The sequence below is a fragment of the Gracilibacillus sp. Marseille-QA3620 genome, assembly GCF_054950035.1.
Genome location: NZ_CM143102.1, coordinates 1,914,936 through 1,940,833 on the forward strand (window position 1 = coordinate 1,914,936; position 25,898 = coordinate 1,940,833).

Here is a 25,898-nt window from a genome sequence, read left to right on the forward strand (position 1 = left end):
GGCTAAAGGGTGGTTTATTCACTCTGCGTGTATTGAAATGGACACTTTTATCCAGTGGTTATGTGTATAGTCTCATTTTTGCTATGACAGCAGATTGCGACACCGTATTCTACCAATTTTATATAGATTTTACTCTATATAGCGCAAAAAAAGTAGAATGGGGTGTATGTATGAAGAAGAAGCAGGCAAAGAAAGGCTTTGCCAAGTTATTAGTACTTTCTAGTTTCACATTGGCGTCCTTGTACCCGGTGGGGGCGATGGCGAATACGGCTGTGAATGATCAAGCCGTTGTACCAATCGCCAAGGAGGAAACTACATCCATCGTCAAATTGGTCATCCCGGATCGCAAAACATTCGATAAGATGCAGGAAATGGGGGTCGACCTGACGCATAGTGTGCATGAGCATGATGGCGTGATTGAAGCGGATGTCGTTGTGACTCCTACTGAGCTTGCAACACTAGAAATGTTGGGTGTGAAGAAGAAAGAGACCATTGTGACGGAATCCCAGTGGAGGGGGAATGTAGCGGAACGTAACACATCTCAGGCGCTGGAGCAGGAACTAGCCTCTGAAATAGATACATTAAAGGTTTTACGCGCCAATTATTTTACCAACCAGTCAGGGGATTTCCTTTACTTGGAGGTCAAATCTAGTGCGGGAGAAACAGCCAGCACCGCTTTGACGGCAAAATGGAAGGAAGGCGACAGTGAAAAATCGGCGACTCTTTCAAGGAAAGTGGATTATGGACAGTATCTCTACCACACCATTTTAATCGAAGTCGATGAGATTCCGAGGGAAGTAACCATTGAATCGAATTTGGGAGGAAAGACGTCCAAAAAGCTGACGGAATGGCTTGGCGACCTTCCTGATGAGCCGAACGACCATTACGTGAAGGACTTTGTTGATCATTATATGGATCCAAATGAATTATATGAGAGAGCAGAAAGCTTGGCGGAGGAATTTCCTGAGCTGATTGAAATTGTGGAGATGCCGTACAAAACGAATGGGTACCGCAGGCACGCCCAAGCCACAATCGGGGAGATGAGCAATAATGCCATCGTTCTGACGTCCAAGGCTTGGGGACATAAGGGAGGAAATGATCTTTCCGTCGAGCTGGTGAATCCGAATAAGAAGAACGCCAACCTGAAAGTAACGGTTAAAAAGAATGTCATTACCGTGCAATTAGCGACGAATAGAGACAAGGAAATAACAACGACAGCAGCTCAGGCAGTTGCGGCGATTAATAGCCAGGCAAAATCAGTGGTAAGCGCCACAACGTATCGAGGAAATGCGGGAGCGGGAGTCCTGTCTGCGGCATCAGCGCAGCTGACAGACGGATTGGATGCACCTGAATCTGTTTCACGCGAGCCGCAAACGATGAAGGTCATCCGCATCGGGAAACAGAAGAACGGCACGAAGCCTGGAGTACTCGCTTATTCCCAGGAACATGCCCGTGAATGGGTGACACCACTTGTGACAATCGAGACAGCAGAGCGCCTCGTCCGAAATTATGCGCATGATAAGCCAACGAGACAATTGGTCAATAACCTGGATATCTTCTTAGTTCCGACGATGAATCCGGATGGGGCCAATTACAGCTTTTATGACTATAATATGCAGCGGAAAAACATGAAAAATCATTGTGGCCCGACCCAAAGTGACCCGGGTTATCAGAACTCCTGGGGTGTTGACCTGAACCGAAACTATACAGCGGGATCCGTTTATGACGGCTTTATCGGAGCATCGACCTCCTGCACGAGCTCGACTTTTGCAGGGCCTGAAGAAGGATCTGAAGTGGAAATGAGGAATATGGCCTGGCTTGTCGATGAATACAGCAATATCAAATTTGCGATGAACGTTCATAGCTATGGGGGATATTTCATGTGGTCTCCAGGATCGTATGACGCTGAAAGGAACACATTGCCACGCCCGACTGCTGGAGAGGAAGCTTTTTATTGGTCCGCATCCAGTCATATTCTTAATAAAATCCAGGACCACCGCGGAACCGTCATCCTCCCTGGAAGGACTGGCCCGATTCCAGATGTATTGTACTCAGCAGCAGGTAACTCAGCTGATTATCTATGGTATGAAAAAGGCATCTTTGCCTGGAACTTCGAAGTTGGTGCTGACCTTTATAATAAATCCACAAAGAGATGGGAAGCTGTAGGCTTCCAGCCGACTTTTGAAGAAGGACATGAAGAAGCGATGGAATTCTCCAACGGTCTGATCGGATTGATGGAGGTTGCCCATAATCAGGCTAAGGACAAAACAAATCCACGCACAATCGCCGACCCAGGCAGCGGCACCTATAAGGATAAAGTGGATGTATCCTTCATTACGAGCGAACCAGCGACCATCTATTACACATTAGATGGCAGTCGACCAAACTTTGATTCTCCGAAATTGATGCTCTCTGGTGTGAGGGAATCAGCCGAATCGATTGAAATTACCGAGACAAGCACACTCAACTGGTTCTCTGTCGATATCGCCGGTAATATTGAAAATAACTACAACCCGTTCGGAAATGGCAAAAAGTATAATTCTGCTACATTTAAGATTAAATGATTTAGTGAATGAGGCAACCCAAGTGTTTATTGGGTTGCCTTCCATTGTTTTAGGCAAATCAAAGTTAGAGTGGCATCAGCATCTATTTTAATGTTGATGGCTGCGTACTTTAAAAATCTACAAGTTTTTAGTTGATCACAATAGAATTGTGGTGATATACCTTGATGCCAACAACCATAATTGAATTAGGTATACTGATTTTCATTTTTATAGGGTTGAATGTTTTGGCACTATTTCTTACTAGCTTCAAAAAAATGTTAAGAATCATATCATGGATTATTTTAATAGCCGGCATCACCTTTTACTCCATTAGACCGTTCCTAGTGGATTTGCAAACAAAATCTGCTATTGAGAAATTGGATACGCATTTAGAAAGAGTTTTTCCCGAAGATCATTGGGAAGTGACCGATTCAGATGATTATCGATTAACCAATGAAAAGAAACTCTTTGTTATATTCGAAAATGAACCTAATGTCACTTATCTATATAACATCAATAAGCAAACGGTTACTCAAGTAGATAGGTGGACGAAATCTGAGAAGTCACTATAATCAGAGAACATCATACCTACCCACAAGGAATAGGTTATTCCTTGATAGCAGCTGCTAAACTGTTCCCTTGCTTGCAGAACTATGTATGGATAAAAGATAGTAGGAATTTATTCATTCCTACTATCTTCAGTAGGAATATTCCTTACTTAGAAATAAATTGCTGTGTCCAAATATGTCCGTTTTTCGCGTAGCCTACGCCAATATGGGTGAACTTTGTGCTCAAAATATTGGCTCTGTGTCCGGAGCTATTCATCCATGCTTTAACCACTTGCTCTGGTGTGGATTGTCCTTTAGCGATATTTTCACCGGCAGCTTTATAATTAATGCCGAAGTTCTTCATCATATCAAATGGAGATCCGTATACAGGGCTGTTATGACTAAAGTAATTATTATCTCTCATGTCCTCTGACTTGTATCTGGCTACTCTAGCAAGCTCCCAATCATATTTCAATTCTTTGAGACCTTGTTTCGTTCTTTCTACATTGACGAGTCTAATAACTTCTTGCTCGTATTCTTTTATTTGATCCTGAGTCGGAATAGTAAGTTTTTGTCCTGGATAAATGAGGTTGATATTAGAGATCCTAGGATTGGCAGCAATCAATTCGCTAATGCCAGTCTCCGTTTTGTCGGCAACCTTCCACAAAGTATCTCCAGATACCACCGTATATTGATAGTCTGCAAACGCAGATGCGGTTGGAAGCAATAAAGCTCCAGTGAGTATGAATGTCGTGATCTTTTTCTTCATCATCTTTCCTCTCCTTATAAGTTTAGTAACATAGAAGATTATATCGAGAAATGGAAGGGAATTGGCATGTAAATAATTGGAGTGTGAGAAAACGGGTATTTACAGAGTAGTTGAAATAGAGAATTACTTTGATAAGAACCCTGTAGCCAAGGGGCTGAACAATCGTTAGTCAAATGAATTCATATGATTTGTTCTTGGTAACATCCTCCCGATTATGTTAAATGTTCCTATGAACAAGACGTGCCTAGGCACGGTTTTTCCTTTGGGAATAATGATTCACCCTGTTATCGTAAATTGATTAAATTGATAAGGACGATTGAACATTTATTGATACGGACATGCAAGGCTTGAAGTAGACATAATCTCTATGTAGAGCAACTTCCTCCAAGAAACCACTTCGAGCTATCATTTTGAAACATCAGGACAAAGACCATATTGGAGTTTTTTCAGGATTCATAGATGAATGGGGGAGGCGAGTTCGATGTCTATGCTCATGAAGACAATCGAGATATAATTGACGGGAAAGTAGCCCATTAAAGGCTAAAATGGTAGGGAAATAACTTGAAGATAAACACCACTCATCATTCTATTCTTACTTCCTTTATGATGTTTTTGCAGCGTGGTTTCTATTTCCTGCTTTCGATGGCATCAGGAAATACCACAGATTGATATCAAATAAATGTAAAAAATGGATATTTTATGGTATAATAGATGACTGAATACATCATCTAGGAGGACATTATTGTGAGTTTATTAGAGTCTATCCTGCTTGGCATAACGGCGATCATCTTTTTGATTATGTTGTTTAAACAAAGCAGGCTGCTACATTTTTTCATTTTATATACGATAAGTTGTGTTGCTCTCTTTCTAGTAAGGGTAATAGAACATACGGATGTGAAAACAGCGTTTTTTGATTCTTTTGGTCTGGCAAGTATTATTGTTTTAATCTATTTGCTAGTCACCTTATTTAAACGCTCTTCTTTATTAAAACAAAAATAGTTTTATCTAACATTAACAACGAAAAAGACCCATGTATCTACAAGGAAACAGGGTCTTTCTTTGTGCGTTCATCAATTTAGAATGTAAAAAGAAGCACAGTTTTAGCTAAAAATCTTGCTTTAGTTTTACTCAAGCCCATATTCCTAAATCCTTGAGTTAGCCCGTCTTCAAGTGTGCCCGTATAGTGATCAAGAACACCTACAGCACCCAAAAATAAAGCTTGACTGCCAATCTTATCTCTTACGGATTTCGGAAGTGATTTATATCCTGCTCTAAGAGCTTTAGCCGCCCAGCTTAATTTTCCGTATGTAACAAACTGAGAGTCGCTAACAATTTGATTACCATGAGTGTCATAAGCGACACCGTCAATCATCACAATGTCCTCATAACTAATGATTTCAGATTCTCTTATAATATCACCAGAGATTTCTGGTAAAGGGAGAGCGGGCTGATCTGGAAGAACATAGCTATCATAATCACCATTTAGATCATATGTAATGCCATCAATGACAATAATATCATTCTGATAACTACCTAATTCGTTATGTGTTGGTACTTCGTTTTCATTAGCAAAAGCATTGGCGACTGGCGTGAAACCTGTCCCAATTAAGGCTGCTAATGATGTGATAATAATAGTCTTTTTCATTTCTGTTTCTCCTCCATTTGTTCTGGTAATTTTGGCGCAAGGATAATATTAACATATTAGTTAATTTTTTCAAATATTTTTTTAAACTGGGAAGAAAAAAGTTGATGAAAAGGAATCCCAACCATTGTTTAATAGTTTTGAGAGAATTAAAGCTAAAGCATTAAATAATCCTTAAACAAAAATATTTTTCTTATTAAGGCATTAGTAACAATCCTCATGATAGTCTTAAATTTTTTACCACTTCCTTTAGATCTCAGATGCCAAGTAAATCCACCCACTAATTTCCCATAAATAAAAGGACTCAAGATGGCCGATGTAGAATTTATTTAGAGTAGTCGTCAATCATCCTTATATGCACATATCGATTAGGTTTCCGGGAGGTCTTTATGATTAGAAAAGAACGGAATGAACTGGGTCCTAAACATCCAAGGGATATGGCAAAGCTGCATAATCAAGATGCAGAGAAAAATCGTTTAGCCAATAAGATTGATCAATACTTAGTCGTTTGTATTTATGAGTCGGGCGTAAGGAATGAGGCCAACGCTGTTCATGCTCCTCAGTGGGAGCCGGCAAAAGCAAATTCCTTTGTCGTTTTTGAGAAGGTTTATCGGGAAAGCGAGGACATCTTTAAGAATTTACGTGTGGCTGCCCGTCATCAGATTATCACAAGTATAGCGGCCAACATCGTGGAGATTCTCGAGAAACAGCCTAGCCGGATGAGCGTCCATAAGGCGTCCGACCGAGCTAAACTCATCGAAAAGGTTAGCCATTTTATTAAGAATGAAACGTTTCTGGCAGAGGAGAATGTGTGGGAGGATTTCTGTGCTTGGTTTCGCTGTAGTTTAACCGAATGGGTACTGGATGAGATGATACAAGCCACCGGGCATGAACAAATAGCTGGATTGGAAAGCAAGGAGTTAAATCAATTATTCCATGAATATCTATCTCAGAGTCTTTCAAATGAGGAGTTTACAGCAAGGTTCAGCGAGTTGATTAGTCAGCATATTTCTGGTTGGATTGAGGAAATCTTCATTATTCTTGAGCCTGCCAATGGAAAACTAGAAAAGCTATATCCCCAGCAGGCGAACACGCAGCAAGAGCTCCGTCAACAACAGAGTCTAAGCGCAAAGTCTGCTGCCGATTATATTCATGTGATGAATAATGTTGCCTATCAAAATGTCAGAGAGGCCTTATATAAAAAGTCATTTCATAGCAATGAAACGAATCCTTGGCCAACAACGCCCTTATATAAAGGGAATATGGAAGGGATCATTCAGTTTAAGCCGCCTTTTTTTGCGGATGATTGGCTAACTGACCTGCCCATCAATCAAGCATGGCGTGAAGCGGAGAGTGTATCCGATTTAGATGTGGATGTATTTGATGCCTTATGCAGTGTATTCCTCTCAAAGGCAAGCCATTCGAAGGACGTGGTTGAGGTGTATTTCGACGAATTACTGCAAATGAGGGGACTGAAGGCAAAGCTGGGAGGGGAAGGGCGTCGGGGTGGTTATGAACAGAAACAGCGCCGGCAAGTTTTGGAATCGCTTTCACGCATACAAAGCCTTTGGCTTGAGATTGAGAAGGCGGTCATTTATGAAAAAGGCAGACCGGTCGAAATGAAGCTTCAAGGCCGTACTTTCCTCTTTAAGGACAGTGCTGGCAAGGAATGCAGGGTTTCAGAGTATACGGACAAAAAACATGTCTACTTCACGATTGATGACGTGTTTGCCAGATATCTGTACGGCTCCGGCAGACAAATAGCGATACTGCCAATCAAGGCGCTGCACTATCACCCTCACCACCGTACATGGGAGAAACGGTTAGCCAGATATGTCAGCTGGAGATGGCGAACGCAAGCAAGAAAAGGGGACTATTGGCAGCCGAATAAGATTGCGACGCTCTTACATGCCATAGGCGAGGATGTAAATGAACGGACACCGTCCAGGACGAGAGACCGCTTAGAAAAAGCCCTCGATACTTTACAGGATGACGGGCTTATTGGCGGCTGGTACTATGATAACAAGTGGGATGAGGCGGTTGCTGAGACGAGAGGCTGGTACCGGATATGGGAGAATGCCGCCATCATTATTGAGCCGCCTGCCGTGATTACGGAACAATATCAATCCATTCAAAAAAGGAAGAAAACGAAGTCTAGCCAAGAAGCGCTGATGCCGTTGTCGTCATTGAATCTATTAGGTCAACAGCTGCGATTGGTTCGAAGTCATCATGGTTTGACGTTAAACCAGGTAGCAGAGGTAATCGGGATTTCCCCATCTTATTTAAGCCACATTGAATGTGGAAGGAAACATCCGTCCGATAAGATTCAAATGAGCATGACGAAATGGATTCAGCGCTATATGTAAGGGAGCTGCCTGAAGAGGCGGCTCTTTTTTTTGTCGCGCGAATGGAGGACGAAGTTTCCTGTAAGTCGAGGCTTTGTCTCAGATTGTCGGGGCCATTTCGTACATAAAGAAATTCTGCCTTATTTAACCCCTTGCGTATCTAGGGATAGGAGATTTGTTTCCTCGCTTGACTCCCTAATTATTGTATGATTTAAGATTGACCACTTTACTCGGTTCCATTCTTCCCTTCGATAAAATAATGAACAGGATTCGTCCTTATCAATAGAAGCAGAGGTGAAGAAATGCGAGAAGAAAAAAAGTCGATTGAAACGTTAGAGCCGCTATTCAATGCGAAATCGGTGGCAATCTTAGGGGCTTCTGAGAATCCATACAAAATCGGGCATATTCAATTGAAGGCGTTAATAGACGGGAAATTTGGCGGAGCCATTTATCCGATCAACCCAAAGGCTGATGCCATTGCCGGACTCCCGTGTTATTCAAGCATCAGCGAGATTTCAGCGCCAATTGATGTAGCCATCCTTTGTGTAGGGGCTAATCAGATCCAAGATAGTCTTACCCAATGCGGCAAGAAAGGGGTAAAAGCGGCGATTATTTTTGCTTCTGGCTTTTCAGAGGTCGGAGGGGAAGGCGAAGAGGCACAAAGGGCTCTGGCTGAGGTTGCGAAGGAAAATGGCATCCGAGTGATTGGCCCCAATTGCGTGGGCTTAGTCAATACGATGAATGGCTTCATTGGAACATTCTCTCCAGCGATTTTGGCCGTTCCTTTTCATGAGGAGAGAGCAGTGGGCTATGTCTCCCAAAGTGGTGCCTATGGCGTACTGACGTATATGGCAGCTGCCCAAAATGGCCTGACCTTCAATTATTTTGTCAGTGTGGGCAATGAGATGGATGTGGAGTTTTCTGACGTGGTCGAATACATGATCCATGACGACAAGACAAAGGTCATCACAGGATACTTAGAAGGGGAAAAAAACCCTGACAAGCTACGAGCCTTGGCCAAGGAGGCGCTTGAGCGCAAGAAACCGATTGTGCTGATGAAGACGGGCCGCAGTGAAGCCGGAAGCCGAGCCGCCTCCTCCCATACAGGTTCACTAGCTGGTTCTGATGCCATTTATGATGCTTTCTTTAAACAGACCGGAATCGTACGGGTGGATGATTACGAGGATATCATCACTTTTTCGAAACTATTCCTATCCAATAAGCTGCCTAAGGGCAAGAACACGGTGATTATCACCAGTTCAGGCGGAAGGGGAATCAATGAAGCCGATCGCAGTGAGTCATTCGGATTGAAGGTCATTCCGCTCGGCGACAAGACACAAACAGAAATCAAGCGTGTCATTCCTAATTATGGAAGCGCTTCAAATCCGATTGATTTAACCGCCGCAGCCTCTGTCACAAATCCTGAGTTATTCATCGCTCCTCTGAAGGCTCTTGTGGAAGATCCTGAGGTGCACAATATTATCTTGACTGAATTCCCATTAGGGTGGGATAGCGATAACCAATTCCTGCAAGAGTTCATCCAGATTTGCAAGAACTCCGATAAGTTCGTTCTCGTCACGACCTTCCCGCTTGAGGGCATGTCTATCCCGAAAGGAACGAAAGCATTAGAGGAAAACGGCATTCCTGTTATCCCGGGCAATTTGAATCCGGTTAAAGGATTATCCTATTTAGTTGCTTATAGTGAATATGTGCAAAAGCATGAGGACAGGAAGCTTCTTGAAGAAGCAGCACCACAGCCCGTTTCCGTTGTTAGCGCTTCTTTCCAAACAGGTAGCCAGCTGAGCGAATCAGCCGCCGCCGAAATCCTGCAAGCCCAAGGGATTGCCACGCCGAAAAGATGGGTCGCTAAAACCGAGGAGGAAGCAGTGAGTTATGCCAATGAAATTGGCTATCCGGTTGTGCTGAAAGTGGACTCACCAGATATCCCGCATAAGACTGAGGCGAATGGGATTTGTTTAAATCTCCAAAATGAGCAGGAAGTGAGAGAGGCGTTCAAGAGCATTGAGCATCATTCATTTATGTACAAGCCAGATGCCCGAATAAACGGGATTTCTGTTCAAGAAATGCTCCCAGAAGGTATCGAAGTGATTATCGGATCGACGAAGGATTCCGTGTTTGGTCCCGTCATTATGTTTGGGCTTGGCGGCATATTTGTTGAGGTCTTTCAGGATGTTTCATTCCGGGTCGCTCCTTTAACAAGGGCGGACGCATTGGAGATGGTTAAAGAGATTAAGGGCTATGCCATTTTGGATGGGGCACGCGGCAAAGCAAGGATGAATATAGACGCCATCATCGATACCTTGCTGAAGGTTTCGGCGCTTGTGACGAGTGAGGCAGCCGGTATTAAGGAATTAGACATTAATCCATTAATGGTTTATCCAGATGGTGTGAAAGCAGCGGATGCCATGATTGTCCTTAGTGAAGATTCAAAAGAAAAGACCGTGATAAAGGGGTGAGGAAGAATGGAATTAGATAAAAGCTTGATCGGATTGACAGGGAAACCGTTTGTGTTTGAGGTAGAAAAGCGGCATATCCGCCAATTTGCCGAAGCAATCGGTGACAACAACCCTTTGTATGTTGACGAGGAATATGCAGCCAGTACCATTTATGGCGGCATTATCGCCCCTCCTAGTTTTCCAGTTGTGATTGGCCAGGATAGCGGCGGAGCAATTGACCTTCCGCTCGATTATACAAGAGTGCTGCACGGGGAACAGGAATTTATCTATCAGCGTCCCATACGACCAGGTGACCGCCTCGTCTGTCAAATGAAAGTAACCGATCTTTACGACAGGGAAGGCAAATCAGGGACGATGCAATTTTTGGTGTTAGATACAGAGATGAAGGATGAGAGCGGAGAATTGGTGGCTGTCAGCCGGACGAATATGATTTATCGCCCAGCGAGTAAGAAGGCAAAAGAGGAAGCAAAGAAATGATGATTCCAAGTGATAGAGGGGAGGCAGCATACATGCCGCAAATGGAGTTTGAAACCATTCAGGAGGGTCAAAAGCTAGAACCCTATGTAAAGCCAGCAGTGACGAAGGTTCAGTTAGTGAAGTATGCGGGCGCATCGGGTGATTATAATCCGCTCCATACAGATGATGAATTTGCCCAAAAGGTGGGAATGCCGGGCGTAATTGCCCACGGGATGCTTGTCATGGGCTTCTTAGGTGAATATGTCATGAAGCTCGCGGGAACGAAATCTATCCCCGTCAATTTCAAAATGAGGTTTGGTGCTGTGACGAGACCGGGGGATGCGATTACCAGTCATGCAATCGTGAAGAAGCTTTATGAGGAAGACGGAGAGCGTTTTGCGAAGCTTGAGCTGACAGCAGAAAAAGCACCGGGTCAAGTTGTCGGGTATGGGGAAGCAACGGTCAGATTTGTTTGATTTCATGAAATTGGAGGAGGTTATCAATCATGGCAGATATCAAGGACCGGTATGCCATTGTCGGTGTTGGGGAAAGTGAACGGTCAAAAAAGTCGGGGACAACGCCCTTGAATTTAGCACTTCATGCAGCACGAGCGGCATTAAGTGATGCGGGACTTCAAGCAACAGATATTGATGGATTCATGAGTTATTCGGAAGGTGACTCATGCACCTCTCATCAATTAGCTACCTATTTAGGGGTTCGCCCTAAATACGTGAAGGATATTAGCGGCGGCGGGAGCTCAACGGAAATGCTCATTGCCGATGCGATTGGGTTAATTGAAACAGGCCAAGTCAATACGGTCATGATCTACCGCTCGATGAATGGACGGTCAGGTGTGCGCATGGGCGGTGGTGGCTGGGATATCAATCTCTTACAATCCGTCATTGATGGGGGAAGCTTTCTCATTCCGTACGGTGCAGGCGGGCCTGGGCAATGGTTTGGCTTATTCGCGACTCGTCATATGCATGAAACAGGCCTTACTCAGGAGCATCTCGGCCATGTATGCGTCAGCTTTTATGAGCATGCCCAACGAAATCCAAAGGCGTTCTTTTATGGAAAACCTCTCTCGATGGAGACATACAAAGATACACCGTATTTGAGCTATCCCTTTAATCGCCATGATTTTTGCCTCGAGTCTGATGAAGCAAACGCGATTATCGTGACCAGTGCCGAGCGGGCAAGGGATTGTAAGTCGAAGCCGGTTTATATTATGGGGATTGAGGCGCGCCAATGTGTCTCGCATTCGCATTACTGGTCCAATTTAGATGAAGTGGCCTCTGATTATGTCGCTCCTGAACTATACAAAAAAGCCGGTGTGAAACCAGCGGATATCCAGGTAGCTTCGATCTATGATTGCTTTAGCTGGGTCGTGCTTAGGCAGCTCGAAGCATACGGGTTTGCGCCGCGGGGAGAGGTTGGCGATTTCGTCGCTGCAGGGAATTTGAAAATGGGCGGCAGCCTTCCTTCCAATACGGCGGGCGGCATGCTTTCTGAAGGCTATACACACGGGATGAATAATGTACTCGAAATTGTCCGTCAGGTTCGTCATGAATATAAAGGGACAGACCGTCAAGTGGAGGATTGCGAGATTGGCATTTGCACAGGCTGGGCCGGACCGGATATTGCCGGTGCGATGATTCTAAGAAATTAGAAGGAGGAAAACAGATGAGCTATCAGAAACCAATTCCATTAAAAAATGAAGATAATCACCCCTATTGGGATGCTGCCGACCGGCATGAACTCGTTTTGCAAAAATGTGATTCCTGTCAAACCCATTTACACCCGCCAGGTCCTGCTTGCGCAAAGTGTGGCAGTACCGAGCTGAGCTGGGAGAATAAAGGCAGTGATATTCTCGGAAGCGTCTATTCGTATATCGTATCTTATCGGCCGTTTTTACCAGGCTTTCAGGATGATCTGCCGCATATCATTGCAAGCATTGAATTGGCTGACGCCCGTGAAGTGAAACTGATTGGCAATGTATTGGAATGTTCCCCGGAGGACATAGAGATTGGCATGCCGGTCAAAATGATTTGGCAGGACATTACCGAGGAACGTGCGCTTCCTCAATGGACAAGAGCGTAAAGAAAGGGAGGGATATTGAATGGATTTTTCATTTTCCAAAAAGGAAGAAGCATTTCGCCAGGAACTGCGCGCATGGCTAGAAGCGAACTTGCCCGAAGGATGGCTTGAGGGCACCTTCAAAATGCCTGATGATGAGGCCGGATTCTTGAGAGATTGGCAGAGGAAGCTCTATGAGGGGGGCTATGCGGCGATTGCCTGGCCTAAAGAATATGGCGGCCGCAATGCCACATTGATGGAGGAAATTGTCTATCATCAAGAAATGGTTCGCGTGAAAGCACCACCACTGATCAATTATGTCGGAATTCACATGGTTGGGCCGACGCTCATGCAAATCGGTACGGAGGAGCAAAAGGAAACCTATATTCCGAAAATCTTAACGGGCGAAGAGGTTTGGTGCCAAGGCTATTCCGAGCCGAATGCCGGCTCAGATTTAGCCGCCCTTCAAACGAGCGCTGTCAAAGACGGAGAAAAGTGGGTCATTAACGGCCAAAAGGTATGGACAAGCTTTGGCCATGTGGCTGATCGATGCTTCCTATTGGCCCGTACGAACCGCTATGAGAAAAAGCATAAAGGCATTACCGCCTTCCTTCTTGATATGCATCAGGAAGGGGTTGAGACAAGGCCCATCATTCAGATGGATGGGAAGCATGATTTCAATGAAGTGTACCTGAACAATGCGGTGGCTTATGATGCCGATATTGTGGGCGAAGTCGATGAGGGCTGGAGAGTATCCATTGCCTTGCTGATGCATGAAAGGACCGGAATTGGTGCACAAGTATTTACGCTCGAACAGCAATTCAATGACTTGGTTGCGGTGACAAAGGAATTGGAAGCGGACGATGGTGAGCCATTAATGAATGATCCGTTTGTTCAAAGGACGATGGTTGATCTCTATGCGCGTTCAAGAGGATCGCTCCTGAATTATTATCGCAATCTAACGAAACAGCTGAAACAGGGACATCCTGGCGTGGAAGGCTCCATGGACAAATTAATCGTCAGTGAATTAACGAAGGACTTGTTTTCACAAGCGATTTCCCTGCAAGGTCATCAGGGGGTGCTATGGAAGGAAGATGCCGTGATCGGGAATTCTTACTGGCAGGATAATTATCTTTATTCCTTTGGTCAGACAATTGGCGGCGGGACAAGCGAAATTCAGAAGAATACGATAGCAGAGCGGATATTAGGCTTGCCAAAGGATATGGGACGCTAGACTAAAAACGGAGGTGAAAGGAGAATGGATTTTTCATTAAGTCAGGAGCAGGAAATGTTCCGCAATTATGTTCGCAAGTACTTGGATGATGTTGGACAGACGAAGATAGCGAGGGAAGTGACAAAAGGCGAATTAGGGTCCCTGCAAACCTTGCGTGAGGGGATGGCTGAGCTGGGCTGTACAGGCATTAATGTACCAGAGGAATATGGTGGAATGGGACTTGGATTGTTAGATATGGTGCCAATCTTAGAGGAAATGGGACGAGCGCTTATCCCAAGTCTCTATTTAGAGACAAATGCTCTCGTCGTACCGCTCTTAGAAAAGTACGGGACAAATCAGCAAAAAGAAACATACTTGCCGGCGATTGTGGAGGGAAGTCATACGTTCACACTTGCGTGGCTGGAGGAAAAGGGGAGCTATAAGCCTTCAGGCATTAAGATGAGAGGGGAACGCAAGGGTGATTCATTCGTGCTGAATGGAATGAAATCGTTCGTGCCAGATGCTAGATTGGCAGATAGCATGCTTGTATTAGTGCGGACAAATGATGGAGAAGAACAGCATGGAATCTCACTAGTCATCGTGGACCGTGAAGATGTTCAAATACAAAATCAAAAAAACTTCGATGAAACAAGATTACTGGCAAAGGTAGTTTTCGAGGATCTTTCTGTTTCTTCTAATCAAATTCTTGGCGATATCGATAATGGATGGGAAATCATCCAAGAAGGATTGCTTTCCATAAATGCCGCCCTCTGTGCAAATATCATTGGCAGCATGGATAGCATCGTCGAAACGGCAGCGGAATATGCAAATATCCGCGAACAGTTCGGCCAACCGATCGGACGTTTTCAGGCGATTAAGCATCGAATCGTCGATATGAAGCTTGACCTGGAGACAGCCCGTTCCTTGACCTACTATGCCAATTGGGCGATTGAGAGCAGGGCACCTGATCGGATTCAGGCGATAGCCAGCGCAAGATTATTTGTCACAGAAGCTTTTATACGAGTCGCTTCGCATAATATCCAGATTCATGGCGGCATCGGTTTCACCGAGGAAATGGACTGTCAATTATATGTGAAACGGGCGCGTTTCTATGAGAACTATCTAGGCACTAAACAGCAGTATTATGACCAAGCAGTCAAAGCGTTGGGCTGGCTTCAACAGGAGAAAGAAGTTCTCGTTTGATTTTAAAGCGATGAAAGGAGGATGAAGGTGGAAACTCGTAGCAGTGTAAAGGAATACGACAATCTGATTAACGGAAAAGTCACGCAAGCTCAATTTGGGAAAATAATTGACAGTATCGATCCATCTACCGGGCAGATTTGGGCTTCTGTCCCAAGAAGCACGGTAGAGGATGTAGAGGAAGCGGTCGCCTCAGCCCGCCAGGCACTTCCAGCCTGGTCGGCAGTCCCCGCATTAGAAAGGTCCAACTATCTTCGCCAAATTGGCGATGCCGTTGCCAGGCATGCGGAAGAGCTTGCTGAGCTAGAGACGCGTGATAATGGCTGGGTGATTAGGGAGACGATTTATGGCCTGATTCCGTCCTTAACAAGTATTTGGTATGATGCTGCTGGTGCGACATCCCTTGGAAGCAGGGGAGAAACAACGCAATTGGGACCAAGTACTGTAGGGTATACCTTGCGTGAGCCATTAGGGGTGGTCGTTGGAATCATCCCTTGGAACGCTCCATTGTTTACTTTCTCGATTAAGGCTGCCTATGCGTTGGCAGCTGGGAATACCGTTATTATCAAGCCATCTGAACTAGCGGCCGTCTCCTCTATGAGATTGGGAGAAATCATCCAAGAAATCCTGCCTCCTAGCGTGCTGAATGTGATTAGCGGGTACGGCTCAGAAATTGGGGAGGCTTTGGTCAGCCACAAAGGAGTTAATAAGGTAAGCTTAACAGGCTCTATGAACACTGCAAGAGCCATTGCGGAATCAACGGCTTCTAACCCGAAACCACTCACATTAGAATTGGGAGGAAAATCACCGAATATCGTCTTTGCTGACGCTGATCTGCAGAAAGCGGCTAACGGCGTAACCGTCAATGGCATATTTACCGGCAATGCAGGACAGATATGTGCAGCTGGATCCCGAATATTAATACAACGACCTGTCTTTGATGAGATGATTGCGCTCATGAAGCAGCAAATCGACAGCTATATCCAGTTAGGGGATACGATGAGCAGTGAGGTCTCCATGGGACCGATTGCCAACAAGGTTCAATATGATAAGGTCTGCTCCTATATTGAACTGGCTGAAAAAGAAGGCGGAGAAATCATTTACGGCGGCCGTGCTGGAGGTTCCTCTCTATTCCCGAATAAGCCTGAGCTGGCAGAAGGCTATTGGGTCGAACCGACACTTATTCAGGTCGAACGTAATTCCTATCGTGTATGTCAGGAAGAAATATTTGGCCCCATAGCCGTCGTCATGCCATTCGATACAGAAGAGGAAGCACTCGCCATGGCCAATGATTCCGCTTACGGCTTAGCTGCCGGCGTCTGGACATCCAGCCTCGACCGTGCCCATCGTATGATCCGCTCAATAGAAGCAGGGAATGTGTGGGTGAACACATACAGGCGAGTTGGCCCTGAATTACCGTTTGGCGGTCACAAGGAGAGCGGGATTGGCAATGATAGTGTGTTAGAGTTTACGCGAGAGAAATCCTGCTATATAGAGTTAGGTCAGTAGTTTATAAAAGGAAGAATGAAGGCTAAATGGTACCTGTAGTTAGGACACTTGAGAAGGAGTGTTTTACCTACAGGTTTTCTTTTATTATATATTCATCAATGAAAGATACTTGCAAAGCTATACGTACATTATGGAGTAGAGTGGGCTGATAGCTATGGTCATTTGAAAATCTTTATTCATATAAGATTTAATTATCTCAAACAAATTGAGAAGCATTACTAGAAAGAATAACGTCAAGATGGTCCTATAAATATGCTGAAACTCAAAATAAAAAGCCCACTATGTGAGCTACTTTTTTGCTGCCTGATCCAATTCATTTTTCGCTTTTTCGGTAATGGCATCTAACTTATTTTTCATTTCTTGTTTGGATTGGCTGTCTTGGCCATCCATCTTACTGATTAACTCATTTGTGTAACGCTGGATTTCCTCAACACTTCTTTGTTTTTCCTGCTGTGTAAATGTATCAAGGTCCTTTGCGGATTGTTTCATATCCTTTTGTAGCTCTTTCTGTAATCGTTGTAATGATTTTTCTTTTTCCTTCTGGATACTTTGATTAATTTCATTAATGGATTCATAAGCTTTCTGATCAAACCAGTTACTAAGCAATGAACTTGCATTTCCATCAGCCATAACGTGAGAACTTAATCCAATACCTATTATTAAGATGAAGACAGTAGCCATATATTTAAACCTTCGTATTTTTTTCTTCTTATTGTAGATTTCTTTTCTGCTCATGAATACACCTCCAAATACTGGAAGAAAAGGACACCAGTGTGATGTCCTTCCTATCTATTTCGTGATTACCTGTTTATGTCAGCGACAACTGAATCCATTTCAGCTTTAGCTTGGTTTTCTAATGCAATCGCTTTGTTTGCGATTATTTGTTTTTGAGCCGCTACTAGATTGTCACGTAATGTAGTGATTTCTCCGCGCATTACTTTTATCTTGGCATCAATGGCTTTCTTGATTTGTTCAGTAGTAGCAGTTGTATTAGAATCTAATGAAGCTTGGATCTCTGTTTTTGCTTGATTTATTGCTGTTTCTAATTCTTTTACAGCTGCTCCTTTCACAGCACCAAGATCAGTCTCAACTTGACTAGCAGCTTTTAAACCGTCTTTACCATACTGAGCAGTTAGATCTTGATTTGCCCATTTAGAGCCTTCTTTAGCTGTTTCATCAATAATTTTTTGTGCTGCAGCAAATAATCCGTCAAATTGTGATGTCATATAGTTTTGGATTTCAGTTTCTTTCGATTGTACGGAATTGATATGTTGATCCTTTGCGGAATTGATATTTGTTGTTCCTTCGGCAGTTTTTAGGCTACCAGCAGTACTAATATATCCAGATCCCTCTTTTTTCAGGTTGTCATATTCTTTATAAAGTGAACCAGCTTTGCCATTTGCATAATCAGTAGAGTCTTTAGCAACTTTAGCGGTTGATTTACCGAATTGTGCATCATACCAAGCTTTAAGGTTGCTGCCAGCATCTGTGCTAGCCATTACTGCTCCTCCAGAAATAAGTGCAAATGCTGTTACCCCTGTGATTACTTTGCCTTTTACTGTTTTGATCATGTCAAATTCCCCTTTTCAATAATAGTGTATTTTAAGGGTTATCCCCGTAAAATCAGTTTAATTTAAGATTTCGGCTAATATATCTGTTACTTCTTCATCTATTTCTTGGTTGTGTTGAGAGATACGTTCATCTACAAGTTGATTATAGCGAGTGGTTTTAAGTGTATTCGTCGTTGATTGAATTTGTTTGATGTATTCTTCGGAGTATTTGTTTATGTTGGCGCTTGATGCGGTAAAAGACTTAGTAGTTTGGTCATAAATCTGTGTTGATCCGTCATTCATAAGTGCGGTAGTAAATTTGTTGTAGTCATATATGGAGCGGGTCATGGTGTCTTCACTATCAGTTATTACATTTGTCATAGAAACACCCAGTTGTTGTTCGTACCATGTCTCTAAACTGAAATTTGCACTACTTACCGTAATGGTAGATAACGATAATAGACCTGTCATAAGAACAATTCTTTTCATATCACCACATCCAATCTACTAATAATTGGTTAAATATTACATTTCATATATTATAACTAATTCACGTACAAATCAAGTACAATATAAAATACTGTTCACCCGATATAAAATACATTTGTATGAAACTGGTCAAAAAGCTGGTATTTTTAGTATAATTATGGAAGTAAAGTGTAGGAGGAAACCCTATGGAACTAATAAGAGTAGATATTCGAATGCCAAATATTTTATTAAGAGAAATAGAAGACTATCAGTTGAACAATGGTATTTCTACTCGAACGGCTGCAATTTTAGAATTGGTGAGGATTGGACTAGATAAAAAGGAGGACTTAGAGGTCTATATTGAGAGAGGAGATTCTCAACGGATCGATATAAGAATACCAGCAATGATTATAGACAAAGTGGAGGAGTACCAGAATAAAAATGATATTCGTACACGTGCGGCAGCAATGAAACGATTAATCTTATTAGGACTGATGTGATTGTTAAACCAACTAGGTGACAAATCTACCCATCATTACGTGAAGGCAGGGAGGGTTATGCGGAAATGGCAAATATGCAAAAAGACCTTGATAGGAAAATACAGTGATTCTCCATCAAGGTCTATTTTTATAACCTTCTTTATCTGTGATTATCGTTTCTTCACATCATCCCATGCTTCAGTAAGCGGAATACCATCCAGCTTAGCCTCTTTAAAAAACTCTTCAATTGAATTGAACTGCTGCTTCGTGCCGTCCTCGCTTACAAGGACCCATTTGCCTTCTATCTGTATAACAAGGCGGCTATTACCTTTATACGTAAATTTAAATATGACATTATGTCCATAATCGCTCTCATACTTATGCATCATATTCTTTAGATCCTCTAAAGAGGAATTCATTGTTTCTACAATCCAGTCAGCATAGTCCCTAACATCGGAATTTTTATCAGCCTTGAATAGGTTGATGAATTTGTCCAGTCGTGTATCATCTAATATTAAAGTATACCAATACAGTATAAGGTCAGCGACTGCTTTTCTTATATCTTCATTAGGGTGTTTGCTTAAATGCAAGAGTTTTTCAACATACCAATCATCTTCTGCTTCCACTTCATATTCATGAACAGTAAGAATATCATAAAGGCTATCAACATCATTCTCTTCAATCAGTGCTTCAAACTCTTCTTTGCTATAGGTGACAGGGGAATACTCTTCATCATCCAATTCGATTTCAACGGTATATAGATTCTCCAGAAATTCGTCAAAGCTTTTGGCAATTTCAAATACCTGTGAAGTCTCCTCATGATTGTCTACATAGACGATGGGGGGATTCGCTGAGGTGTGCCGGTAATCAAATGCAAGCCAAGTGTGACCATCACCGTGAAACAATACCAGCCCCTTTGGCATTTCCCATTCTTCGCATAATTCTTCACTTTCTAGTATGGAGCTATCTTCGTCAATCCCATCGATGTATTCAACCTCTATGAAGGGCTCGTCAAACTTTTCATGCTGCGGAGCGGGGTAGGCATTGTGTAAAACGACCGCCATTTTGTTGTTTTAATAGCTCTATGTAGGAGGCTGGAAGGGTTACTTTCAGCTTAGCTTCTGCCATTTGAATCACCGCATCGCTGACTGGCTGCGGCTTGTATAGATCATTCTTTTCCCATATGTTCGTTCCAATGAGTATCACCTGACTTCATTTAGTATTTTTATATACTTAATTCGACTGTTTTCTACTTTTTCCTCCTTTTTGCAGAGTGTTTTTATAGACAGTTACTATAAAAAAGATTCTTTATATCAGGAGTTGTTAGGATTGTAGTAATGTACTGAACAAACGGCCGGGTTAGTGGATGCAGGATATTTTCCTTTCTTGAAGAAATACATACGTATCCTTTGTAAAGAGAAGTGATTTTTAAATGAAGTTTCAACAAAATGATTTCACCGATGACTTGAAAATAACTATTCAACATACTGAAAGAGTATTGAAAGATTATATCGAAGAATTACGGGCAGATTATCAAGCTCTTTTAGCAAAGGGGAATCTTGCATTAGAAGTGAATTTTCGTAAGGAAGGTGACGATTATTTTAAGCCGGGATCTATTTCTTCAGTGACGATTGGTCTATCAGAGAAAACGGACACATACGGTGACCTTATTGACATCCATACGATTACATTATGGGAATGTGAACGGTTTTTCTTAGGAATACCAATCAATAAACATGTACCTGGAAGTAAGATTCTAGGTGAACTTGTTGATGAATCAGTAGATGAAATAAAAGAGGAATTAAAGGAATATCTTGAGGAATTTATTAAAGAGGAAGCTTAACGGGAAATGGATCTAGCAGGAAAGTTGGAGAAGAGTTTTATCCTACCTATGAGAGCTGTGCGATATTCAAATTAGAATGAAGTGTGGGGAAATGATATGAATGTGACATTCGAAAAAGCAATAGACCTTGAAGAATTATCCCTTTTTTTATCTGAAATAAATAAACATAAGAAATCAAATATAGGTTATTGTGGCGAGAAGGTTGAGGAAATCTACCAAACATTAAAGGAAGATTTTGTCTCTGGTGATCATGGAGATATCAACTTTATCCTTGCAAGAAACAGCGAGGAAATCATAGCAGCCATTGGTTTTGATATAGATGAAACGAGTGCAGAAGTATGGGGACCCTTTAATCAAACATCTTCTGTTAACCTGCAATATCCATTATGGGAAGAGTTGAAAAATGAAAATCCAACTGTTCAAACCTTCTCTTTTTTTATCAACAAAGAAAACCTCCAGCAACAACAGTTTATGAAGGAAATAAAGGCAAAAAAGACAGGTGAACACCTTATCCTGGAAATGAAAGAACGAAACTTTGAGCGAGTCAGCAAAATGAACAGTGTTCCGTTTATAGAAAGTGATTTTAAAGCCTTTGAAGAATTACATAACGAAACCTTCCCAAATACTTACTATGATGCAAGAACGATTACAGAAAGGCTTGGTGCTGGAAATACCTTACGAGTGCTTAAAACTGAATCTAATGTGTTACAAGGTTATGCCTATTATGAAGTGAATCCTGAAATGTCAGAAGCGTCGCTTGAATATATCGGTATATCAGCAAAAGCCCAAAATCAAGGCTTAGGCACAATAATGTTAAAAGAAGCCCTTACAGATATGTTTTCATACCCACAAATAAAAGAAATTACATTAACGGTTAATCATACAAACAGCCTAGCGAATCACTTATATATGAATACTGGATTCGAACAGAAAGATAGTTTAATAAGTTATCTTCTTGAACTTTAAATGTCCTTGTTTCTATGCCAATGGCTGTTGTTCCGCTCTTTTTAAGGATGGCTAAGGAAGGTATTCTATTATAAGACATATTATTGAATTCAAAGTACTAAAATGAATGAACAACTTGAAAAGAGAATAGAGGATGGGGGGCTGGGATGCTAAAAATATTGGGATCTATCTTAGCGGTTAGTGTTATTGCATTATCAGGATATGGTGTGATTAGCCAAAACTTTGAATTTATGTCCTATTTAATGCTGCTTCTTGGTGCACTTATGTTGGTATCTGGATTAATTGAACTTCAAGAAGACAGGAAGAGAAGTATTGGATATCTGTTTATTGTAGTTTCCTTATTTATTTTCACCGTTTCTATAATGGATCTCTTATAGAATGTAGCTAAGGGCATGACCTAGAGAAGATAGAGGATTAAATCCCTTATATCTTGGACTCCTTCTTATTGTAGAAATGATGGAGGTTAGTCCAAGAAGGGGATAGTAAAAGGAAATGATTGTTTCATTGAAATAGAGGGTTTTACCAATTCAATAAAAAATTTAAAACATACGATGGTACATCTTGTTTGTATCCCATTCAGAGGAGTGTTTTTATGGAAGAAGTCCAAATCATTATTGGGGTTCCTGGAAAGTGGAAAAATCGAACAGAGTTAATACAGGCAGTTACATCTAACGGCGATGGGTATTTAATGGCTGGTTACATTATTCATAACACAAAAAAAGACGTATGTTTTGAAGTAGAAGTTTATGAACATGACCCCCATTTAAAGGAAGCATTCTCATATGCAGGTTTCTTTGAAGATGGCCTTTTAGATGAAATCGAACATCATACCCTTACCGTCTATGTAATAGCCAATATAAATGGGTTTGAAGAGCTTAAGGAACTGGTAGATGTCGGAGCATCTTTATTAAAGTCTGGTGGTTTAGCAGTAAAAGTTGAAACAGCCGGAATTGCCCATACCAAAGATGATTGGTATCAGCTTTTAGCAAACAAAGATTATCTACCTGTCTATTCTCACTTTGTAACTCTTATTGGGGATGAGGAAAGTTATTTTTCGTGTGGAATGAAAGCTTTTGGATTACCTGATGTCATGACTTCTTCCTCAATATCACCGGAAGAAGCAGCAGACCTTCTTAATAACTTTAATCTTTATAACATTATTGAACAACCATCTTTTAAGGAAGGTGAAACATTTAGTTTGGAGCAAAATTCACCTTTATACAAAATAGCTTTCATCAATGAATGTAGATATGAGAAAGAGGATGTTTTCTTTAATCCATTTGGGTTCATTCATTTATTTCAGGCATAATAAATGGAAGTGTTTTTAAAAGAGATCTTTTTTTAGGAGTAGGTTTATTTTGAATAATTGGATTGAACTTTCAGATTCAGAATCTGACCTAGTATGGGATATGGTATATGGAAAGTTTAAGTTTAAACCTAGTAGAAGTAATTTCCCTTCATTTAAAGTGCCAAAGCCGTTTATTACATATGATATTTCCAGTTATTTTTGTTGGTCAGGAGACTTAGAGGAGATAAAATGGCTTTATCGTAATCTTGAAGAGAAATCTTTATTAGCTTTTCGGGAATTAACAAATGAAAATGAGTATGTTTATGCTTTAGATTGGCAACATCCTTGCTATTGGGTTAATCCCTTTTTAGCGTTTCCAAGAGATGAATTTAATGAGTGGCTAGTTCCTATTTTCCCTAATGGAGATTATTATTTCTTTTTACAAAGAGAATTTAATTGGGGATTATTAGGTCACCCTTGGGAGAAGTCCATTACTGTTTTTGGTCATGAGTTAATACAAGCATTAGAAAAACATAAACCTAGAATGTTTCATACCATTTTACGAATAAAGTAAGTATCTTAATGAACAATCGATGCAGCAAACGTTCAACAACCAGTTCAACCACTTCCTATCTGGAGGTGGCTGTTTTTATATATTAGATGAAAGGAATTGCAACACTCCTTACGAAAGCATAATCCAGTACTACGAAACAAGCTTAATCTTAGGTGGGTTGGAGTTTCTTAAAACCCCTCGTTGATCTAAACCGCTACTGATCATTAATCAGTAGCGGTTTTTTATGATGTACATCTAATCAGCGACAATTGGTATCCTGCTAAGTAACAATAATCGAAATTTTTTTCATTAATTCTAAAAATAAAGAAAATTATTTACAGTCTATTTCCTCCCATGTTATATTGAAACTGGAAAACATAACAATAAATGTTAGAGAGTGTGAGCGAGATGGGATTGGACAAATTTAAAGGGATTTTTCCGGCTTTTTATGCTTGTTACGATGACTTAGGAGAGGTGTCGGAGGAGCGAACGAAGGATTTATGTGGGTACCTTTTGGAAAAAGGGGTTAACGGACTTTATGTCGGCGGGAGCTCTGGTGAATGTATCTATCAGAGCCTGGAAGAAAGAAAGGCAACATTAAGATATGTTGCGGAAAGCCTGCAAGGGAAACTGACGTTAATGGCTCATGTTGGTGCACCGTCCACGAGAGACAGCGTCCGTTTGGCTAAGTATGCCGAGGAATTAGGGTATGATGCGCTATCCGCGATTCCTCCGATTTATTTCAAGCTTCCTGAAAGCTCGATTTACGCTTATTGGACGGATATTATGGAGGCTTCTACGCTGCCGTTCGTTATTTATAATATCCCGCAGACAACCGGATACAGCTTGTCTATGAATCTCTTTACGAAATTGCTTGAGAACGATAAGGTAATCGGGCTGAAGAATTCGTCTATGCCAGTCATGGATATTGAAAGGTTTAAAGCGGCGGCAGGGGAGGACTTCATTGTGTTCAATGGCCCTGATGAGCAGTTTGTATCTGGCCGGCTAATTGGGGCAGACAGTGGTATTGGTGGTACTTATGCGGTGATGCCAGAGCTTTTGCTGGCAGCTGAAGAGTTTGTCTCAACAGGAAATTTTGCTGAGGCGAGACGGATTCAAAAGGATATCAATGATATTATTATCGCGCTTTGCTCCTTGAATGGATCCATGTATTCCGCCATCAAGGAAGTATTGAAGCTTAATGGGGTCAACATAGGAAGTGTGCGGGCGCCATTAGAGCCAGTGAGCGGAGAGGATCTAGAGAAAATAGTCGACATAAAAAATCTGATCGATCAATCCATTCAAACGTATGCAAAACAGGGCTGAGAAGAAACGAATCGTTTGCTTTGGAGATTCAAACACCTGGGGATTTGACGCAAGCATGGGTGGAAGATTTCCTGAAGGGATACGTTGGACAACACTTTTGCAGGAGCATCTTGGTGAGGAGTATCAAATAGTAGAGGAAGGTCTTCCGGGTAGAACAGCCGTATTAGATGACCCCTTATTGGAAGGGATGAATGGAAGTACGTATCTGCAGCCTTGTTTAATGAGCCATTCACCGCTTGAACTTGTCATTATCATGCTTGGGACGAATGATGCCAAAGAGCGCTTTGGTCTTACATCCTTTAATATCGCACAAGGAATCGCCAAGCTTTCCTTCAAGGCTAAGCAGCTCTTGTCAGGACACAACGGACTGAATTCACCTGTGTTAGTCGTTGTGCCGCCGCCGATTGGACCGGAATATGCAAAGACACCAATCGGTAAATCGATGGGGAAAGATTGTGATGATAAAACGGAGCATTTAGCCAGCCATTTGACGGAGCTATTACAGGAATCTGGTATTGAGCTTCTTGATTCGAAGGGCAAGGTTCCTATGAACCGGATTGATTATATGCATCTCGATGAGGAAGGCCACGAGCTTTTAGCAAAGCTTGTCTTCAATAAAGTAAAGACCATTTTAGGAGATGGATAGG

26 protein-coding genes are annotated in these 25,898 nt (G+C 42.0%); 19 read left to right on the forward strand and 7 right to left on the reverse strand.

Annotated elements, in window-relative coordinates; all coding sequences use genetic code 11:
* Positions 1–170 precede the first annotated feature (170 nt).
* Together ACY8DX_RS09740 and ACY8DX_RS09745 are read left to right on the forward strand one after the other, a co-directional pair.
* Positions 171–2,564: a M14 family metallopeptidase gene (locus ACY8DX_RS09740; protein ID WP_462406717.1), complete on the forward strand. Its 2,394-nt coding sequence runs from the start codon at positions 171–173 to the stop codon at positions 2,562–2,564.
* A 254-nt stretch (positions 2,565–2,818) separates the two neighbouring features.
* Complete coding sequence (locus tag ACY8DX_RS09745) at positions 2,819–3,115, forward strand: hypothetical protein (protein ID WP_462406718.1); 297 nt, start codon at positions 2,819–2,821, stop codon at positions 3,113–3,115.
* A 142-nt stretch (positions 3,116–3,257) separates the two neighbouring features.
* Here the strand turns inward: ACY8DX_RS09745 and ACY8DX_RS09750 are convergent, their stop codons facing one another.
* Both ACY8DX_RS09750 and ACY8DX_RS09755 read right to left on the reverse strand, forming a co-directional pair.
* The gene (locus ACY8DX_RS09750; RefSeq protein ID WP_049671098.1) at positions 3,258–3,863 is read right to left on the reverse strand and encodes a CAP domain-containing protein; all 606 of its coding nucleotides are present in this window, start codon (positions 3,861–3,863) and stop codon (positions 3,258–3,260) included.
* 1,072 nt (positions 3,864–4,935) lie between these two features.
* Entirely contained in the window at positions 4,936–5,505 is a 570-nt protein-coding gene (locus ACY8DX_RS09755) for a hypothetical protein (protein WP_462406719.1), read from the reverse strand.
* 386 nt (positions 5,506–5,891) lie between these two features.
* Here ACY8DX_RS09755 and ACY8DX_RS09760 point away from each other — a divergent pair, with 386 nt between their 5' ends.
* The 9 genes from ACY8DX_RS09760 (at position 5,892) to ACY8DX_RS09800 (ending at position 16,778) form a co-directional block, all read left to right on the forward strand.
* On the forward strand, positions 5,892–7,868 hold the full coding sequence (locus ACY8DX_RS09760; RefSeq protein WP_462406720.1) for a helix-turn-helix domain-containing protein: 1,977 nt from the start codon (positions 5,892–5,894) through the stop codon (positions 7,866–7,868).
* 281 nt (positions 7,869–8,149) lie between these two features.
* Positions 8,150–10,324, forward strand: coding sequence for an acetate--CoA ligase family protein (locus ACY8DX_RS09765; protein WP_462406721.1), 2,175 nt, complete (start codon positions 8,150–8,152; stop codon positions 10,322–10,324).
* Positions 10,325–10,330: 6 nt separating this feature from the next.
* A complete protein-coding gene (locus ACY8DX_RS09770) occupies positions 10,331–10,801 on the forward strand; it encodes a MaoC family dehydratase N-terminal domain-containing protein (RefSeq protein WP_462406722.1) in 471 nt (156 codons plus the stop codon).
* A complete protein-coding gene (locus tag ACY8DX_RS09775; RefSeq protein WP_462406723.1) occupies positions 10,798–11,256 on the forward strand; it encodes a MaoC/PaaZ C-terminal domain-containing protein in 459 nt (152 codons plus the stop codon). The genes ACY8DX_RS09770 and ACY8DX_RS09775 overlap by 4 nt, the downstream gene beginning before the upstream one ends.
* 29 nt (positions 11,257–11,285) lie before the next feature.
* Entirely contained in the window at positions 11,286–12,449 is a 1,164-nt protein-coding gene (locus ACY8DX_RS09780) for a thiolase C-terminal domain-containing protein (protein ID WP_462406724.1), read from the forward strand.
* A 14-nt stretch (positions 12,450–12,463) separates the two neighbouring features.
* The gene (locus ACY8DX_RS09785) at positions 12,464–12,880 is read left to right on the forward strand and encodes a Zn-ribbon domain-containing OB-fold protein (protein WP_049671093.1); all 417 of its coding nucleotides are present in this window, start codon (positions 12,464–12,466) and stop codon (positions 12,878–12,880) included.
* Positions 12,881–12,899: 19 nt separating this feature from the next.
* Positions 12,900–14,090 carry an acyl-CoA dehydrogenase family protein gene (locus tag ACY8DX_RS09790; protein ID WP_462406725.1) on the forward strand — a complete coding sequence of 397 codons (1,191 nt, stop codon included), beginning with the start codon at positions 12,900–12,902 and terminating at the stop codon, positions 14,088–14,090.
* A gap of 24 nt (positions 14,091–14,114) precedes the next feature.
* Positions 14,115–15,272 carry an acyl-CoA dehydrogenase family protein gene (locus tag ACY8DX_RS09795; protein ID WP_462406726.1) on the forward strand — a complete coding sequence of 386 codons (1,158 nt, stop codon included), beginning with the start codon at positions 14,115–14,117 and terminating at the stop codon, positions 15,270–15,272.
* 27 nt (positions 15,273–15,299) lie between these two features.
* Positions 15,300–16,778, forward strand: a complete 1,479-nt coding sequence (locus ACY8DX_RS09800) for an aldehyde dehydrogenase family protein (RefSeq protein ID WP_462406727.1) — start codon at positions 15,300–15,302, stop codon at positions 16,776–16,778.
* A 288-nt stretch (positions 16,779–17,066) separates the two neighbouring features.
* On the opposite strand, the gene ACY8DX_RS09805 is transcribed toward ACY8DX_RS09800, so the two are convergent.
* The 3 genes from ACY8DX_RS09805 to ACY8DX_RS09815 all read right to left on the reverse strand — a co-directional run bounded on the left by ACY8DX_RS09805 (position 17,067) and on the right by ACY8DX_RS09815 (position 18,817).
* Positions 17,067–17,513, reverse strand: a complete 447-nt coding sequence (locus ACY8DX_RS09805; protein WP_462406728.1) for an OmpH/Skp family outer membrane protein — start codon at positions 17,511–17,513, stop codon at positions 17,067–17,069.
* Positions 17,514–17,578: 65 nt separating this feature from the next.
* Positions 17,579–18,349: a hypothetical protein gene (locus ACY8DX_RS09810; protein ID WP_462406729.1), complete on the reverse strand. Its 771-nt coding sequence runs from the start codon at positions 18,347–18,349 to the stop codon at positions 17,579–17,581.
* 57 nt (positions 18,350–18,406) lie between these two features.
* Entirely contained in the window at positions 18,407–18,817 is a 411-nt protein-coding gene (locus tag ACY8DX_RS09815; RefSeq protein ID WP_462406730.1) for a hypothetical protein, read from the reverse strand.
* A 185-nt stretch (positions 18,818–19,002) separates the two neighbouring features.
* Here ACY8DX_RS09815 and ACY8DX_RS09820 point away from each other — a divergent pair, with 185 nt between their 5' ends.
* Positions 19,003–19,296, forward strand: coding sequence for a hypothetical protein (locus ACY8DX_RS09820; RefSeq protein ID WP_049671086.1), 294 nt, complete (start codon positions 19,003–19,005; stop codon positions 19,294–19,296).
* Positions 19,297–19,445: 149 nt separating this feature from the next.
* On the opposite strand, the gene ACY8DX_RS09825 is transcribed toward ACY8DX_RS09820, so the two are convergent.
* Together ACY8DX_RS09825 and ACY8DX_RS09830 are read right to left on the reverse strand one after the other, a co-directional pair.
* Entirely contained in the window at positions 19,446–20,339 is an 894-nt protein-coding gene (locus ACY8DX_RS09825) for an SMI1/KNR4 family protein (RefSeq protein WP_462406731.1), read from the reverse strand.
* Positions 20,296–20,403, reverse strand: coding sequence for an SMI1/KNR4 family protein (locus ACY8DX_RS09830; RefSeq protein WP_442853816.1), 108 nt, complete (start codon positions 20,401–20,403; stop codon positions 20,296–20,298). Before ACY8DX_RS09830 ends, ACY8DX_RS09825 begins: the two co-directional genes overlap by 44 nt.
* A gap of 304 nt (positions 20,404–20,707) precedes the next feature.
* Between ACY8DX_RS09830 and ACY8DX_RS09835 the strand changes: the two genes are divergently transcribed.
* The 7 genes from ACY8DX_RS09835 (at position 20,708) to ACY8DX_RS09865 (ending at position 25,897) form a co-directional block, all read left to right on the forward strand.
* Complete coding sequence (locus tag ACY8DX_RS09835) at positions 20,708–21,118, forward strand: hypothetical protein (protein WP_462406732.1); 411 nt, start codon at positions 20,708–20,710, stop codon at positions 21,116–21,118.
* A 96-nt stretch (positions 21,119–21,214) separates the two neighbouring features.
* The gene (locus ACY8DX_RS09840) at positions 21,215–22,084 is read left to right on the forward strand and encodes a GNAT family N-acetyltransferase (protein ID WP_462406733.1); all 870 of its coding nucleotides are present in this window, start codon (positions 21,215–21,217) and stop codon (positions 22,082–22,084) included.
* Between the two features lie 146 nt (positions 22,085–22,230).
* On the forward strand, positions 22,231–22,461 hold the full coding sequence (locus ACY8DX_RS09845; RefSeq protein ID WP_462406734.1) for a DUF3953 domain-containing protein: 231 nt from the start codon (positions 22,231–22,233) through the stop codon (positions 22,459–22,461).
* A gap of 215 nt (positions 22,462–22,676) precedes the next feature.
* Positions 22,677–23,393, forward strand: coding sequence for a DUF4261 domain-containing protein (locus ACY8DX_RS09850; protein ID WP_462406735.1), 717 nt, complete (start codon positions 22,677–22,679; stop codon positions 23,391–23,393).
* Positions 23,394–23,442: 49 nt separating this feature from the next.
* The gene (locus ACY8DX_RS09855) at positions 23,443–23,946 is read left to right on the forward strand and encodes a DUF2716 domain-containing protein (RefSeq protein WP_462406736.1); all 504 of its coding nucleotides are present in this window, start codon (positions 23,443–23,445) and stop codon (positions 23,944–23,946) included.
* A 387-nt stretch (positions 23,947–24,333) separates the two neighbouring features.
* Positions 24,334–25,251: a dihydrodipicolinate synthase family protein gene (locus ACY8DX_RS09860; protein ID WP_439802603.1), complete on the forward strand. Its 918-nt coding sequence runs from the start codon at positions 24,334–24,336 to the stop codon at positions 25,249–25,251.
* Positions 25,235–25,897: a GDSL-type esterase/lipase family protein gene (locus ACY8DX_RS09865; protein WP_462406737.1), complete on the forward strand. Its 663-nt coding sequence runs from the start codon at positions 25,235–25,237 to the stop codon at positions 25,895–25,897. The genes ACY8DX_RS09860 and ACY8DX_RS09865 overlap by 17 nt, the downstream gene beginning before the upstream one ends.
* Position 25,898: the final 1 nt, after the last annotated feature.

Coding starts and splice junctions, on each gene's coding strand:
- ACY8DX_RS09845 (WP_462406734.1), top strand. CDS start 22,231: ATGCTAAAAATATTGGGATCTATCTTAGCGGTTAGTGTTATTGCATTA.
- ACY8DX_RS09865 (WP_462406737.1), top strand. CDS start 25,235: ATGCAAAACAGGGCTGAGAAGAAACGAATCGTTTGCTTTGGAGATTCA.
- ACY8DX_RS09785 (WP_049671093.1), top strand. CDS start 12,464: ATGAGCTATCAGAAACCAATTCCATTAAAAAATGAAGATAATCACCCC.
- ACY8DX_RS09815 (WP_462406730.1), bottom strand. CDS start 18,817: ATGAAAAGAATTGTTCTTATGACAGGTCTATTATCGTTATCTACCATT.
- ACY8DX_RS09750 (WP_049671098.1), bottom strand. CDS start 3,863: ATGATGAAGAAAAAGATCACGACATTCATACTCACTGGAGCTTTATTG.
- ACY8DX_RS09860 (WP_439802603.1), top strand. CDS start 24,334: ATGGGATTGGACAAATTTAAAGGGATTTTTCCGGCTTTTTATGCTTGT.
- ACY8DX_RS09840 (WP_462406733.1), top strand. CDS start 21,215: ATGAATGTGACATTCGAAAAAGCAATAGACCTTGAAGAATTATCCCTT.
- ACY8DX_RS09755 (WP_462406719.1), bottom strand. CDS start 5,505: ATGAAAAAGACTATTATTATCACATCATTAGCAGCCTTAATTGGGACA.
- ACY8DX_RS09765 (WP_462406721.1), top strand. CDS start 8,150: ATGCGAGAAGAAAAAAAGTCGATTGAAACGTTAGAGCCGCTATTCAAT.
- ACY8DX_RS09825 (WP_462406731.1), bottom strand. CDS start 20,339: ATGGCGGTCGTTTTACACAATGCCTACCCCGCTCCGCAGCATGAAAAG.
- ACY8DX_RS09820 (WP_049671086.1), top strand. CDS start 19,003: ATGGAACTAATAAGAGTAGATATTCGAATGCCAAATATTTTATTAAGA.
- ACY8DX_RS09775 (WP_462406723.1), top strand. CDS start 10,798: ATGATGATTCCAAGTGATAGAGGGGAGGCAGCATACATGCCGCAAATG.
- ACY8DX_RS09780 (WP_462406724.1), top strand. CDS start 11,286: ATGGCAGATATCAAGGACCGGTATGCCATTGTCGGTGTTGGGGAAAGT.
- ACY8DX_RS09830 (WP_442853816.1), bottom strand. CDS start 20,403: ATGGCAGAAGCTAAGCTGAAAGTAACCCTTCCAGCCTCCTACATAGAG.
- ACY8DX_RS09760 (WP_462406720.1), top strand. CDS start 5,892: ATGATTAGAAAAGAACGGAATGAACTGGGTCCTAAACATCCAAGGGAT.
- ACY8DX_RS09795 (WP_462406726.1), top strand. CDS start 14,115: ATGGATTTTTCATTAAGTCAGGAGCAGGAAATGTTCCGCAATTATGTT.
- ACY8DX_RS09805 (WP_462406728.1), bottom strand. CDS start 17,513: ATGAGCAGAAAAGAAATCTACAATAAGAAGAAAAAAATACGAAGGTTT.
- ACY8DX_RS09790 (WP_462406725.1), top strand. CDS start 12,900: ATGGATTTTTCATTTTCCAAAAAGGAAGAAGCATTTCGCCAGGAACTG.
- ACY8DX_RS09740 (WP_462406717.1), top strand. CDS start 171: ATGAAGAAGAAGCAGGCAAAGAAAGGCTTTGCCAAGTTATTAGTACTT.
- ACY8DX_RS09835 (WP_462406732.1), top strand. CDS start 20,708: ATGAAGTTTCAACAAAATGATTTCACCGATGACTTGAAAATAACTATT.
- ACY8DX_RS09850 (WP_462406735.1), top strand. CDS start 22,677: ATGGAAGAAGTCCAAATCATTATTGGGGTTCCTGGAAAGTGGAAAAAT.
- ACY8DX_RS09770 (WP_462406722.1), top strand. CDS start 10,331: ATGGAATTAGATAAAAGCTTGATCGGATTGACAGGGAAACCGTTTGTG.
- ACY8DX_RS09745 (WP_462406718.1), top strand. CDS start 2,819: ATGTTAAGAATCATATCATGGATTATTTTAATAGCCGGCATCACCTTT.
- ACY8DX_RS09810 (WP_462406729.1), bottom strand. CDS start 18,349: ATGATCAAAACAGTAAAAGGCAAAGTAATCACAGGGGTAACAGCATTT.